Genomic DNA, 12,717 nt, shown 5'->3' with positions numbered 1-12,717 from the left:
ATAGATCATGGTTTCGATGCTCGCTTTTCAACCCTTGAGCGTCTGTTCGAGCACATGCAGTTGCTGATTGAGCTCGGTCAGTTGCTGGCGCTCTCCAGAGATCTTGCGCACCGCGTGCAGCACCGTCGTATGGTCACGCCCACCGAAGAGTTCTCCGATCTCAGGAAGGCTCTTCTGGGTCAGTTCCTTGGCCAGGTACATCGCGATCTGCCGTGGCCGCGCGATAGAGGCCGGGCGCTTCTTGCTGTACATGTCGGCGACCTTTATCTTGTAATAGTCGGCCACCGTCTTCTGGATGTTCTCGACAGAGATCTGCCGGTTCTGTATCGATAGCAAATCGCGCAGGGCTTCACGTGCCAGTGCGATCGAGATCTCTTTCTGGTTGAAGCGCGAGTAGGCGAGGATCTTGCGCAGCGCGCCTTCAAGTTCACGAACGTTGGAGCGCACGTTCTTCGCGACGAAGAATGCGACCTCTTCCGGCATTTCAGCTGACTCGGCACGGGCCTTGTTGATAAGGATGGCGACGCGCATCTCCAGTTCAGGTGGCTCAATGGCGACCGTCAAACCCGAATCGAATCGCGAAACAAGGCGCTCGTGAATGTCGGCCAGGCCCTTCGGATAGGTGTCGCTGGTCATCACGATGTGCGACTTCTTGGCAAGCAAGGCCTCGAATGCATTGAAGAACTCTTCTTGCGTTCGGTCCTTGTTGGCGAAGAACTGGACGTCGTCGATGAGCAGCAAGTCGAGCGAGTGATAGCGCTCCTTGAACTCGTCGAAAGTCTTGCGTTGATAGGCCTTAACCACATCCGACACGAACTGCTCGGCATGGATGTAGAGAACTTTGGCGTCGGACCGGTCGGCGAGCAGTTTGTTGCCGACAGCATGCATCAGATGGGTCTTGCCCAAGCCAACGCCGCCATAGATGAAAAGCGGGTTGTACAAGTGGCCCGGCATGCCGGCAACGTGCATGGCAGCGGCACGCGCCATTCGATTGGCAGTCCCTTCGACCAGCGTGTCGAAAGTAAGGCCGGAGTTGAGCCGGTTCTTGAAAGCCGCCGCGGCTGGATCTTCCCCTGGCCCAGCGACGTCGCGCGGTACATCGGTTTCAGACATCACCGCCATTGGCGCAGAGCGCACGGGCATTTCACGCGGAGCGAGCGCTAACTCAATAGCCACAGGTTGGCCGTACATTTTCTCTGCCATCGACGCGATCTTGCCGGCGTACTGGGCACGTATCCAGTCCAGCTTGAAGCGGTTTGCGACGAACACGGTCATGCGCGAAAGATCGTCCGCAACCTGTGCAGTGAGCGGTTTAATCCAGGTATTGAATTGTTGCTCCGACAGCTCTTGAGCGAGCTGATCGACGCAGGCCTGCCACAGGCTTTCACCGATGCCGTCAGTCGACATGGGTGCTGTAAATGGTGGTGAATCCCTCGAGCATTCTCTTGTCTTTGTATTGTGGATATTCTCTGCGGCAACCGCCCGACATTCTAACTTGTCAAAACCTTATCCACACCCCTGAAGACACCTGGAAAGGTCATCAGAAGGTGGTAAGGAATGTCGATGGAGCGCAGGGACAGCAGGCAGTTGTAGCGCATCGAGAGCAACGCCAAAACAAGTGATCGTTGTTGCTTACACAAATGTTTGCGATAATCGCGGGTTTCCCTGAAAACCCTTTGTGTGTTTCGGGGGGCTCGGCACCCTGTCGGGCATATCAGGAAGAACCATCATGAAACGCACTTACCAAGCATCCAAAGTCCGCCGCGCCCGTACCCACGGTTTTCTGGTCCGCATGAAGACACGCGGTGGCCGCGCCGTCATCAACGCGCGCCGCGCCAAGGGCCGCAAGCGCCTGGCTGTCTGAAACCGGTCCGCGCGCCACTGCCGGACCGTCGAGATTTCGATCCGTCGGCCCCGGCTGCTGGTGCGTCGAGATTGCTTTCCATGCAGCGGCTCCAAACCCGCGCGCAATTCCAAGCCGTGCTCGCAGGTTCCACCGTGGCGCGCACTCCTCACTTCGCATTGCACCGTTGCCCGCTCGATGTGCCGGCCGGTGAAGTCGCGACCCTGTTCGACGTACAAGACGTCTGGCTCGGTGCCATGGTCCCCAAACGATGGGCGAAACGCGCGGTGACCCGCAACGCCATCAAACGCCAGATCTACAACGTGAGTGCAGCGCCGGAAGTTACCCTGCCGATAGCGGCGCACGTCGTTCGCTTGCGATCCGGCTTCGATCGCAAGGAATTCGTCAGCGCGACCTCCGAAAAGCTCAAGGCCGCTGTGCGGCTAGAGCTGCAGCAGCTTTTGAAGCGGGCGGCAGGGGCACGCGCATGATTCGTGGCGTGCTTATATGGCTGGTCAAGGGTTACCGTTTGCTGTTGAGCCCCTGGCTCGGCGCCTCGTGCCGCTTTACGCCCACTTGCTCCGTCTATGCGATCGAAGCACTCCAGGTCCACGGCGCAGCGCAGGGCACCTATTTCACTTTGAAGCGTCTTGTTCGCTGCCAGCCTTTTTGCGCCGGCGGACACGACCCAGTTCCCACCAAAGGCAAGCGCCCAGGCGACCCAACCAGGTCACTGTTCGCTGGTCTGTCTCCCGACAAGAAGTCTTCGCCATGAACATGCTCGATATCCGCCGAACCATCCTCTGGGTGATATTTGGCTTTTCACTGGTGTTGTTGTGGGACCAATGGCAAGTCTTCAACGGCAACAAGCCGACGTTTTTGCCCTCGGGCAAACCGACGGCGGCTGCAAATGCGCCTGCCACCACCGGCGCAACCAATGGTGTGCCAACAGCCTCGTCTTCTACTTCGGGTGCGGCCGGCGCGGTGCCGACGCAAGCCGCAGCGCCTGCTGCGAGCGAACGCATTGCCATTACCACCGACCTCTTCAAGGCTGACATCGACAGCCAGGGCGCGACCGTCGATCACCTCGAGCTGCTTAAGTACGAAGACAACGGCGATCGCAGCAAGCATGTCGTGTTGTTCGAAGACGGCTCGCCAGCGACGCGTTACGTTGCCCAAACCGGCCTGATCAACCCCATCGACAGTGGCGACAGGTTTCCGAACCATCTGACGCCGATGGCCGTCAAGTCAGGCCCGCGTGAGATGGTCGATGGTCAGAACGCGCTTGAAGTGACCTTCGAGAGCCAGCCCGTCGGTGGTCTGAAGTACATCAAGACCTACATCTTCAACCGCGGAAGCTATGCGATCGGCGTTCGCCACGAGGTCGTCAACGTGAGCGATCAGCCACGTGACGCGCAGCTCTATCTGCAACTGGTGCGCCACGGCACGGTGGCCGCAGGCACGATGTTCGGCACCAATACGTTCACAGGCCCGGCTGCTTATACGAACGAAAAGAAGTTCCACAAGCTCGACTTCAAGGACATTGCCAAGGGGAAGGCCGAGCCACCGCCAGCCGCAAATGATGGTTGGGTCGCGATGGTCCAGCACTACTTCGTGTCGGCTTGGCTGTTGACGGGGGCAGGCAGCGACCAGTTGAAGCGTGAATTTCGTGTTCGCGATCTGGGCGACAACCTGTACTCGATCGCCATGGTGGCCGCCTTGCCAAAGATTGCTCCCGGGACCACGCAGGTCATCAGCAGCAGCTTGTTCGCTGGCCCTGAAATCGAACGCACGCTTGAAGCGACTGCGCCTGGCTTGGACCTGGTCAAGGACTATGGCATCTTCGCCATCATCTCCAAGCCGCTCTACTGGTTGCTCAACGAGATCCACGTACTGCTGGGCAACTGGGGTTGGTCGATCGTCGCACTGGTGGTGTTGCTGAAGGCAGCGTTCTATTGGCTCAATGCCAAAGCCTACGCCAGCATGGCCAAGATGAAGTCCATAAGCCCGAAGGTCACTGAAATGCGTGAGCGGCTGAAAGACAAGCCGCAGGAGATGCAGCAAGAGATGATGCGCATCTACCGCGAGGAAAAGGTCAATCCGATGGGTGGCTGCGTGCCGATCGTCATTCAGATCCCGGTGTTCATCGCGCTGTACTGGGTGCTGTTGTCGTCGGTCGAAATGCGCCATGCGCCGTGGATTGGCTGGATTCATGACCTGTCGGCGCCGGACCCCTGGTACATCCTTCCAGTCGTGATGACCGGCACCTCGTTGTTTCAGACCTGGCTCAACCCGACCCCGCCCGATCCGATGCAGGCCAAGTTGATGTGGATCATGCCGCTGGCCTTCAGCGTGATGTTCATATTCTTCCCGGCCGGCCTGGTGCTTTACTGGATTACCAACAACACCTTGTCAATTACACAGCAGTGGTTCATCAACAAGCGCCTCGGCGTATTGGGGAAAAAGTAGCCGCGGCGCACATACCCGACCTTGAAGGGCCGCAAAAGCGGCCCTTTTTTGTGAGCGCTCCGAGCGTGCTCCAAGAACTGAAAGAATCGCGCCATGCTGTCTCGCACGAACGATCCGATCGTCGCCGTCGCCACTGCGCCGGGGCGAGGCGCTGTGGGTATCGTCCGCGTATCGGGCGCGCGCCTGGCGCCACTGATCAACGCGCTGTGCGGACGCTCACTCAAGCCGCGTGAAGCGACCTACCTGCCTTTTCGGGACGCGCGGGGTGAGCCGATCGATCGTGGCCTCGTCATTCATTTTCCGGCGCCGCACTCGTTCACCGGGGAAGACGTGCTGGAGCTACAAGCGCATGGTGGTGCGGTGGTGCTGCAACTGCTGGTCGCGCGCTGTCTCGAAGCTGCGATGGAGATCGACACGGCGACGAGTCTCCCGAGGTTGCCCCATCTTCGTATCGCAGAACCTGGCGAGTTCAGCCAGCGCGCCTTTTTGAACGGCAAGATCGATCTGGCGCAGGCCGAAGCGATTGCGGACTTGATCGACGCCAGCACTGAAGCGGCGGTGCGCAGCGCGTCGCGATCGCTTTCGGGCAAGTTCTCGCGAGAGATCCACACGTTGCGCGATGCGCTGGTCAATCTGCGAATGCTGGTGGAGGCCACGCTGGATTTTCCGGAGGAAGAGATCGACTTTTTGCAGAAGGCAGATGCCACGGGGAAACTCGATTCATTGCGTGCACAAGTGACCGCAGTGCAACGGCGTGCACGCCAGGGCGCGTTGCTGCGCGAAGGGATTAAGGTGGTGATCGCCGGCCAGCCCAATGCAGGAAAAAGCTCGTTGTTGAATGCACTGGCGGGCGCCGAGCTTGCCATCGTGAGCGCAGTGCCCGGCACGACGCGGGACGTCGTCTCGCAAACGATTCAGATCCACGGCGTGCCCGTGCACGTTGCCGACACCGCGGGCCTGCGCGACAGCACCGACGAGGTCGAACAGATCGGCGTCGCGCGTGCCTGGGGTCAGATCGAAGGCGCCGACGCGGTGCTTTTTCTGCACGACTTGACGCGCGCGGCTACAGACATCTACGCAGCGGCGGACCATCAAATTCTTCAGGGCCTGCAAGCCAAGCTTTCATCGTCGGTACCCGTGGTCGATGTCTGGAACAAGCGCGATGCGGTCGCGAACACGCACCCTCGCGCCGGAATCATGTTGTCCGCCAAGACCGGCCATGGCGTCGAGGCACTGCGCGACAAACTGCTTGAAGTCGCCGGCTGGCAGGCGGTGCCCGAGGGGACCTATCTGGCACGCGCCCGACACGTGCAGGCGCTCGAGCGTGTGAGTGGGCACCTCGGCATCGCCAACGAGCATCTGCTTGCGCGGGCGCAGCAACTCGATCTGTTGGCTGAAGAGCTGCGCCTTGCGCAAAATGCGTTGAACGAAATCACTGGCGAGTTCGGGGCTGACGATTTATTGGGTGTGATTTTTTCACGCTTTTGCATTGGAAAGTAGTAGCCAACCGTGTGCAAACGTGACATTTGTCGCTGTTCCGGCAGGCACTCCGCCATACTGCGCCACCTAACGCAGGTGTTGAAGCCATGTCATCGACCATCCAGGATTTGTGCCGCGCCGTCTCGCAAAACACGAGCTACGACGCCTTTGCGCCAGCGCTGACGCCGCCGCAATGGGAAATGCTTGCCAGCTATTTGCAAGTGTCCGACCTGGCCGTAGGCCAGGTCCTGATCGACCAAAACGCGCACGACCGAACTCTGTTCTTCATCGAGAGCGGTGCACTCAGTGTTCACCTCATCGGCGACAAAGGGCAGATGCAATTGGCCATCCTCAACCCCGGCTCGGTCGTGGGAGAAGGTTCATTTTTCTCGCGCCTGCCACGCTCAGCCAACGTGGTGGCGACCGGTCCGGCTCGCGTCTGGAGACTGACGGCAATCCGCTTTTCCGAGATGTCGAATCGACAACCGGGACTGGCGCTGGAGCTGGTGCTGGCTTTAGGTGCAGTGATCGCCAGGCGCATGGTGAACAAGCCGAAGCGAGTCGCGGTCACCTGAGCTCATCAGGCCGGAGTCTTGCGCAGCCGGCGCGCGTCAGCAGTAACAAGCCTGAATCGGGTGATGACAGCCGACAGACCGCGGTTTAACATAGTTACAAAGATACTTTGGGGTGCGATATGGCTGTGGTATGTCCCGCGTGCGGCACCGAAAACCGAGACGGCGCCAGATTTTGTAAGGGTTGCGGCGGCAGGCTGACGTCGGGTTCCACGCTGCGTGCAGAAGCAGCGCACGTGAGCGAATGGCCTGCTACCGAGCCCGCGCCGTTGGAGACAGGGAAATTGCCAGCCAGTCCGCTGGAACGTGGCAGTCCTGCGCCCATACGACCGACTACTCCCGCTGTGCCATTCGAGGACGAGAGAACCGTCATCGTCAACCCCGCTGCGCGCTCAAAGCACCAGCCCGAGGACGTGACTCTTCTGGAGCCATCCATGGCGGAATCGACGCTGTTCGCTACCTCGGCGCCTTCATCGCTTTCTTCATCTGTACCTTTCGTGCCGCCCGGCTCGCCTCGATCGACTTTCGTCGCAGCGGACGACGCCGTCGCGCGCCGTCATCCGGAGGCGCCGCTGACTTTGCCTGAGCCGAAATCTTCCAGCGGCGCAGGAATCGGCGTGATCGTGCTGTTGGCGGCCATCGTTGCAGGCGCTGGCTGGTACTGGTTTTCAGGCCGGGGTCCAGCAACAGAGGTTTTGTCGGCGGCGGTGCCAGCGGCAGGCGCACCGGCCGCTACGGGCGCTGTTGAACCGGCGCCGCCTGCCGAAATAACCACGGCCGTCGCATCCCCTGCAGCCTCGGCGCCTGTGTCAGTCGCATCAACGGCGCAGCCGGCGCTTGGGACTTCCGAAACCCGCGCGGCACCCGCTCGCACCGCTGTAGCGACCGCATCTGCAAAGGCGAAGAATGCTCAGGCACCCGCGCCTGTGGTGGCCGCCGCCGCGCTGGCCACGGCGGCGCCGACGCCGGTTCCGGCGCCTGAGCCACCACCGCCACCGCCGGCCGCCCCGCAGGCGGAATGCGCCGGGCGCAACTTCATCGCCATGGCGCAGTGCATGGTCAATCAATGTGCCAAGGCCGAATTCAAATCGCACCCGCAGTGCGATGCAGTAAGAAAGCAACAGCGGATCGACGAAGAAAAGCGTAACCCGAGCATGGCCAATTGAGCTGCGCCGACAACGCCTGCCACACCGACCGCGCTGGTGCAGCCGGCGTGTGGCGAGCATATGAAAGGTAGCGACGTCGATGTTGTGCGCAGCATGCTCGAAGCAGGTCGATGACAAGGCGCCGTTTTGCGACGCATGCGGTGCTGCGCTGGGCCCGCGCTCGCAGCGCGCCCGGACGGTCGCTGCGTCTCTTGGTTCGTCTACAAATCAATCCACACCGCGTGGCACTGCCGAATGGAGACGGCACGCAGCGTTTGGAGTTGCCACGACCTTGCTCGCCCTGTTTGCCGCGGTGCTGTGGTGGCCGAGACCTCCCGAGGTTTCTTCGGATGCGCTGCAGACCGCCATGCGCATCGCCATCGCGCGCGGCGACAGCCCGGGTCGAGATCCGATTTGCGTAGCCAACGGCTTGGCCTACGACCAGGAGCCGGTCAATGTCGAGATCGACAACGCAGCCACGGTGTCGTGGATGAACATCCTCGTGGCGGCCGGCTTGTATGCTGCGCCTGCCAACGGCGTCGCCGGCGGTGCTGTGTCGCAGGCGCTCTTGGTGTACCAGCCGTTGCCCACACTGGCCGACTGGGCCGGCGCGCGACGCCTGTGCATCGCGCGCGCAGTCAAGCTGGAAAGCGTGGCCAACATCGGTCGTGTCGACGACATGCGGCTGCGTGGCAAGCCGTACACCGGCGTTCCAGCCGACGTTCGGTGGGTGCTCGACCAACCCGCACCGTGGCTCGACAACCCGGGCGTCGCTGAGGCGTTGGCACGCGAGCTGCCGACCTGGCGCAGTGCGCGCTGGCAACCGGCGGCGCAAGGATGGCAGTTGACGCAGCGCAAGAACTTCGTCCGCATCGACGAGCAGTGGGTGCCGGGGGATATCGCGGATCTGCCGCCGGCGCGCGCGGGCGCGGCGCTTTAAAGGCGTCGGTTTCCGTTCAACCCTTCTGCAGCCGTTCAACGGCCATCGCCAGATTCCCCGGTTTGCCCGACAGCACCAGCGTATCGCCGTCCAGCAGCACGGTGTCTTCCCCCGGTTCACTCGCCCGACCGTCGTGCCGCCGAATGCTCGCCACTCGCACACCGAGCGCATGCAGCGCCAGCCGCGCCAGCGGCTGCCCGACCGCGCGCGCGCCTGAATTCAAAGTGAAGCTGTTGAGCCGCTCGTGGTCGAGTTCGTCCGCGTTGTCGTCGTCGGCGCCGTGGAAGTAGCCGCGCAGCAGGTTGTAGCGCGCGTCGCGCAGGTCTTGCACCACGCGGATCACGCGCCGCATCGGCACGCCGACCAGCGCCAGCGCATGGCTCGCCAGCATCAGCGAGCCTTCGATCGCTTCCGGCACCACCTCGGTCGCGCCGGCCGCCTGCAGCTTTTCGAGATCGTGGTCGTCTTGGGTGCGAACGATCACCGGCACCTGCGGCGCGTGCGCTCGTGTGTTGGCCAGCACCTTGAGGGCCCCAGGTACGTCCAGGTAGGTCACCACCACAGCGCTTGCACGTGCCAGCCCCGCGGCCATCAGCGCCTGCAGCCGCGCCGCATCGCCGAACACCACCGAATCGCCAGCCGCGGCGGCCTGCCGAACGCGGTCGGGATCGAGGTCGAGCGCCATGTAAGGGATGCCTTCTCGTTCCAGGATGCGCGCCAGGTTCTGGCCGCAACGGCCGTAGCCGCAGATGATCACGTGCTTGGCGGTGTTGATGGTTTTGCGCGCGATCGAGGTCATTTGCAACGACTGCTGCAGCCAGTCGCTGGCCACCAGCTTTCGCACGATCGCATCGCTGTACATGATGATGAACGGCGTGGCCAGCATCGACAGCACCATCGACGCCAGCACCGGGCTGGCCAACTGCGGCGGCAACAGCCCACGACCCTGCGCCAGCGTCAACAGGACAAAGCCGAACTCACCAGCCTGCGCGAGGTAAAGACCGGTTCGCAGCGACACGCCGGCAGTTGCGCCCAACAAGCGCGCCAACAGCATCACCAGACCGAGCTTGAAGAGCAGCGGCAGCACGAGCAGCACTGCGACCAATGCCCATTTGTCCAGCACGATGTGCCAGTCGAGCGCCATACCGATAGTGATGAAGAAGAGCCCGAGCAGTACGTCGTGGAACGGCCGGATGTCGGTTTCGACCTGGTGCTTGTATTCGGTTTCCGAGATGAGCATGCCCGCGATAAAGGCACCCAAAGCCAGCGACAGCCCGGCGAATTCAGTGATCCACGCGAGGCCTAGCGTGATCAGCAACACGTTGAGGATGAACAGTTCTTCGCTGCGCCGCCGCGCGACGATCGTCAGCCACCAGCGCATCACGCGGGGTCCGCCGTAGAGCAGCACGCCAATCAAAAAGGTCGCTTTCGCCAGCGCGATGCCAAGGGCGGTGGCCAGCGCTTCGGGCGGCGCGCCCAACGCAGGAATCAGCACCAGCAAGGGCACGACGGCCAGATCCTGGAACAGCAAAACGCCCATCACGCGCTTGCCGTGTTCGCTCTCCAGCTCCAGCCGTTCGGCCATGAGCTTGACGACGATGGCGGTGCTGCTCATCGTGAGCGCGCCCGACAAGGCCAGCGCCGTTTGCCAGCCGAGTCGCCAGCCGACGGGCACCACCATGCTCAATACCAGCGTGCCGGCGGTCGCGATCGTCATCGTCAACAGCACTTGCAGCAACCCGAGCCCGAAGACGTGCTGCCGCATGGCCCGCAACTTGGGCAGGTTGAACTCGAGTCCGATGACGAACATCAGAAAGACCACTCCGAACTCGCCCAGGTGCTGGATGCCTTCGGTGTTTTGCGCAAAGGCGAACGCGTGTGGCCCGATCAACACGCCTGCGCTCAGATAGCCGAGCATCGGCGGCAGCTTGAGCATTCGGCAGGCCACCACGCCGATCACTGCGGCCAGCAAGTACAACAGGGCAAGCTCGAACGATGACATGGGCGGATGCTAGCAAGCACCATGCGCGCGACCGATAAAATCCGGTCGATGAGTTCCCGCCCTCCCCTGGTCGCCCCGACCGATCCCGACAAGATGCTCGCGCGTGCCCGGACCACGTTCGACATCGAGGCCGCCGCCGTGCTCGGCCTGAAGAGCCGAATCGGCCCGAGCTTCGTCGAGGCGATCGACCTGATCCTGAACGTGCGCGGCCGCGTGGTCGTGATGGGCATGGGCAAGAGCGGCCACGTCGGCCGCAAGATCGCCGCCACGTTGGCATCGACCGGCACGCCGGCGATGTTCGTGCACCCGGCCGAAGCCAGTCATGGCGATCTCGGCATGATCAAGTCTGTCGACCTGGTGATCGCCATTTCGAACAGCGGCGAAAGCGATGAGCTCGCCGCCATCTTGCCGGTCGTCAAGCGCCAAGGCGTGCCGCTGATCGCCATGACCGGCCGCGCCGACAGCATGCTCGGCCGGCACGCCGACATCCTGCTGGACAGCGGTGTCGAGAAAGAAGCCTGCCCGCTCAACCTCGCACCGACCGCGAGCACCACTGCGCAAATGGCGCTGGGCGATGCCCTGGCGGTGGCCCTGCTAGACGCCCGCGGCTTCGGTACCGAAGACTTCGCGCGCTCGCATCCGGGCGGCGCGCTCGGCCGCAAGCTGCTCACGCATGTGGCCGACCTGATGCGCAGCGGCGACAACGTGCCACGCGTAACCCGCGACGCGAGCATGAGCGTGCTGATGCGCGAGATGAGTTCCAAGGGCCTGGGCGCTGCCGCCGTGGTGGATGCAGAGGGCCACGCCATCGGCGTCTTCACCGATGGCGATCTGCGCCGCCTGATCGAAACCGGCGCCGACCTGCGTGCGTTGACGGCGAGCGAGGTCATGCACCACACACCGCGCACAATCCGCGCCGATGCGCTGGGCGTCGAAGCTGCCGAACTGATGGAACAGCACCGCATTACCAGCGTGCTGGTCGTGGACGCCGACGGCTTGCTGACTGGCGCGCTCAGCATCAACGACCTGATGCGGGCGAAAGTCATCTGATGCCGTTCCTGTTCAAGGCCGAAACCCTGCTCGCCGCACAGGACATCCGCATCGCCTTCTTCGACGTCGACGGTGTGCTCACCGACGGCGGCGTTTACTTCACCGAAGAAGGAGAAACGCTCAAGCGCTTCAACATCCTCGACGGCTATGGCCTCAAGCTGTTGCGAATGGCCGGCATCACGCCGGCGGTGATCACCGGTCGCGACTCCAAGCCGTTGCGCGTGCGGCTGGCGGCACTCGGTATCGAACACGTGCGCTTCGGCACCGAAGACAAATTGCCCGCGGCTGAGGCAATGCTCGCGGCGCTCGGATTCACTTGGTCGCAGGCCGCGGCCATCGGCGACGACTGGCCCGACCTGCCGGTGCTAGGTCGGGTCGCTCTTCCTGTCGCGCCGGCCAACGCGCACATCGAAGTTCGCGAGGTGGCGCTCTATGTCACCAAAGCACGCGGTGGAGAGGGCGCGGCGCGTGAGTTCTGCGATCTGCTGCTGACTGCAAACGGCCACTACCGCCGCTTGCTCGACGCCGCGCGCGGACCGGCCGCATGAAGTCGACCTGGGCGCTGCTGCGCGATGGTTTCGATCGCGTCACGATCTACCTGCCGATCATCCTGACTGCGGTGCTGGCACTCGGCACCTACTGGCTGGTGCGCAACGCGCCGCGCTTGATCGCCCCCACAGCCAAGGTGGCGCCGGTGCACGAACCCGACTACTTCATGCGCGGCTTCGTCATCAAGAACTACCTTGCCAACGGCGATTTGCGAAGCGAGTTGTTCGGCACCGAAGGCCGGCACTTCCCCGACACCGACACGCTCGAGGTCGACAAGGTCCGCTTGCGCTCGATTTCTCCGACCGGCTTTACCACGCGTGCCACTGCCAATCGCGGGCTCTCGAACGCCGACGGCAGCGAAGTCCAGCTCTTCGGCGACGCGATCGTCACCCGTGAACCGGGCACCGCAGCCGGTGGTCAGCCGGTGCCCGAAATGCAGTTTCGCGGCGAGTTCCTTTACGCGTTTCTCGACACCGAACGCGTGACGTCGAACCAGCCCGTGACCCTCACGCGCGGCGCCGACAAGTTCACTGCCGACAACCTCGACTACGACAACATGACCGGCGTTGCCGTGCTGCGCGGCCGAGTGCGCGGTGTGCTGATGCCAGGCGCGAACCCCGCGCCGGCTGCCGCCAAAAAACATTGACCGTCTCTTGACCACCACCGGA

Annotated in this window: 13 protein-coding genes and 1 pseudogene; 12 read left to right on the top strand and 2 right to left on the bottom strand. The window is 62.6% G+C overall.

Translation table 11 applies throughout. The features are described from left to right. Positions 1 to 27: 27 nt before the first annotated feature. Positions 28 to 1,407 carry a chromosomal replication initiator protein DnaA gene (gene dnaA, locus H7F36_RS05565; protein ID WP_187053743.1) on the bottom strand — a complete coding sequence of 460 codons (1,380 nt, stop codon included), beginning with the start codon at positions 1,405 to 1,407 and terminating at the stop codon, positions 28 to 30. Between the two features lie 322 nt (positions 1,408 to 1,729). Between dnaA and rpmH the strand changes: the two genes are divergently transcribed. The 9 genes and pseudogenes from rpmH to H7F36_RS05525 all read left to right on the top strand — a co-directional run bounded on the left by rpmH (position 1,730) and on the right by H7F36_RS05525 (position 8,448). Next, positions 1,730 to 1,864, top strand: coding sequence for a 50S ribosomal protein L34 (gene rpmH, locus H7F36_RS05560; protein ID WP_007834827.1), 135 nt, complete (start codon positions 1,730 to 1,732; stop codon positions 1,862 to 1,864). 80 nt (positions 1,865 to 1,944) lie between these two features. Then, positions 1,945 to 2,334, top strand: a complete 390-nt coding sequence (locus tag H7F36_RS05555) for a ribonuclease P protein component (RefSeq protein WP_187053742.1) — start codon at positions 1,945 to 1,947, stop codon at positions 2,332 to 2,334. Then, positions 2,331 to 2,618: a membrane protein insertion efficiency factor YidD gene (gene yidD / locus H7F36_RS05550; RefSeq protein WP_187053741.1), complete on the top strand. Its 288-nt coding sequence runs from the start codon at positions 2,331 to 2,333 to the stop codon at positions 2,616 to 2,618. Before H7F36_RS05555 ends, yidD begins: the two co-directional genes overlap by 4 nt. A gap of 2 nt (positions 2,619 to 2,620) precedes the next feature. Beyond that, complete coding sequence (gene yidC, locus H7F36_RS05545; protein WP_187054814.1) at positions 2,621 to 4,312, top strand: membrane protein insertase YidC; 1,692 nt, start codon at positions 2,621 to 2,623, stop codon at positions 4,310 to 4,312. Between the two features lie 93 nt (positions 4,313 to 4,405). Further along, the gene (gene mnmE / locus H7F36_RS05540) at positions 4,406 to 5,812 is read left to right on the top strand and encodes a tRNA uridine-5-carboxymethylaminomethyl(34) synthesis GTPase MnmE (RefSeq protein ID WP_187053740.1); all 1,407 of its coding nucleotides are present in this window, start codon (positions 4,406 to 4,408) and stop codon (positions 5,810 to 5,812) included. Positions 5,813 to 5,898: 86 nt separating this feature from the next. After that, complete coding sequence (locus H7F36_RS05535) at positions 5,899 to 6,366, top strand: Crp/Fnr family transcriptional regulator (protein WP_187053739.1); 468 nt, start codon at positions 5,899 to 5,901, stop codon at positions 6,364 to 6,366. 119 nt (positions 6,367 to 6,485) lie between these two features. Continuing rightward, a pseudogene (locus H7F36_RS22445) lies at positions 6,486 to 6,530 on the top strand (hypothetical protein); the annotation flags it as partial. A 267-nt stretch (positions 6,531 to 6,797) separates the two neighbouring features. After that, entirely contained in the window at positions 6,798 to 7,529 is a 732-nt protein-coding gene (locus H7F36_RS05530) for a hypothetical protein (RefSeq protein ID WP_187053738.1), read from the top strand. Between the two features lie 271 nt (positions 7,530 to 7,800). After that, on the top strand, positions 7,801 to 8,448 hold the full coding sequence (locus H7F36_RS05525) for a hypothetical protein (RefSeq protein WP_187053737.1): 648 nt from the start codon (positions 7,801 to 7,803) through the stop codon (positions 8,446 to 8,448). Positions 8,449 to 8,464: 16 nt separating this feature from the next. Here the strand turns inward: H7F36_RS05525 and H7F36_RS05520 are convergent, their stop codons facing one another. Then, positions 8,465 to 10,450: a monovalent cation:proton antiporter family protein gene (locus tag H7F36_RS05520; protein WP_187053736.1), complete on the bottom strand. Its 1,986-nt coding sequence runs from the start codon at positions 10,448 to 10,450 to the stop codon at positions 8,465 to 8,467. A gap of 48 nt (positions 10,451 to 10,498) precedes the next feature. Between H7F36_RS05520 and H7F36_RS05515 the strand changes: the two genes are divergently transcribed. The 3 genes from H7F36_RS05515 to lptC are packed head-to-tail and all read left to right on the top strand — an operon-like array spanning position 10,499 to position 12,695. Then, entirely contained in the window at positions 10,499 to 11,500 is a 1,002-nt protein-coding gene (locus H7F36_RS05515) for an SIS domain-containing protein (protein WP_187053735.1), read from the top strand. Next, positions 11,500 to 12,048: a KdsC family phosphatase gene (locus tag H7F36_RS05510; RefSeq protein WP_187053734.1), complete on the top strand. Its 549-nt coding sequence runs from the start codon at positions 11,500 to 11,502 to the stop codon at positions 12,046 to 12,048. The genes H7F36_RS05515 and H7F36_RS05510 overlap by 1 nt, the downstream gene beginning before the upstream one ends. Beyond that, positions 12,045 to 12,695 (top strand): LPS export ABC transporter periplasmic protein LptC, encoded by a 651-nt coding sequence (gene lptC, locus H7F36_RS05505; RefSeq protein ID WP_187053733.1) that lies wholly within the window; start codon positions 12,045 to 12,047, stop codon positions 12,693 to 12,695. Before H7F36_RS05510 ends, lptC begins: the two co-directional genes overlap by 4 nt. Positions 12,696 to 12,717: the final 22 nt, after the last annotated feature.

The organism is Variovorax sp. PAMC28562 (genome assembly GCF_014303735.1).
Classification (GTDB): Bacteria; Pseudomonadota; Gammaproteobacteria; order Burkholderiales; family Burkholderiaceae_C; genus Variovorax.
This window is presented reverse-complemented; position numbering and strand designations above follow the sequence as displayed.

Excerpts from the sequence above, each read along its gene's own strand:
- rpmH (WP_007834827.1), top strand. The coding sequence starts at position 1,730 with ATGAAACGCACTTACCAAGCATCCAAAGTCCGCCGCGCCCGTACCCAC.
- lptC (WP_187053733.1), top strand. The coding sequence starts at position 12,045 with ATGAAGTCGACCTGGGCGCTGCTGCGCGATGGTTTCGATCGCGTCACG.
- H7F36_RS05520 (WP_187053736.1), bottom strand. The coding sequence starts at position 10,450 with ATGTCATCGTTCGAGCTTGCCCTGTTGTACTTGCTGGCCGCAGTGATC.
- H7F36_RS05555 (WP_187053742.1), top strand. The coding sequence starts at position 1,945 with ATGCAGCGGCTCCAAACCCGCGCGCAATTCCAAGCCGTGCTCGCAGGT.
- H7F36_RS05515 (WP_187053735.1), top strand. The coding sequence starts at position 10,499 with ATGAGTTCCCGCCCTCCCCTGGTCGCCCCGACCGATCCCGACAAGATG.
- H7F36_RS05535 (WP_187053739.1), top strand. The coding sequence starts at position 5,899 with ATGTCATCGACCATCCAGGATTTGTGCCGCGCCGTCTCGCAAAACACG.
- H7F36_RS05530 (WP_187053738.1), top strand. The coding sequence starts at position 6,798 with ATGGCGGAATCGACGCTGTTCGCTACCTCGGCGCCTTCATCGCTTTCT.
- mnmE (WP_187053740.1), top strand. The coding sequence starts at position 4,406 with ATGCTGTCTCGCACGAACGATCCGATCGTCGCCGTCGCCACTGCGCCG.
- dnaA (WP_187053743.1), bottom strand. The coding sequence starts at position 1,407 with ATGTCGACTGACGGCATCGGTGAAAGCCTGTGGCAGGCCTGCGTCGAT.
- H7F36_RS05510 (WP_187053734.1), top strand. The coding sequence starts at position 11,500 with ATGCCGTTCCTGTTCAAGGCCGAAACCCTGCTCGCCGCACAGGACATC.
- yidD (WP_187053741.1), top strand. The coding sequence starts at position 2,331 with ATGATTCGTGGCGTGCTTATATGGCTGGTCAAGGGTTACCGTTTGCTG.
- yidC (WP_187054814.1), top strand. The coding sequence starts at position 2,621 with ATGCTCGATATCCGCCGAACCATCCTCTGGGTGATATTTGGCTTTTCA.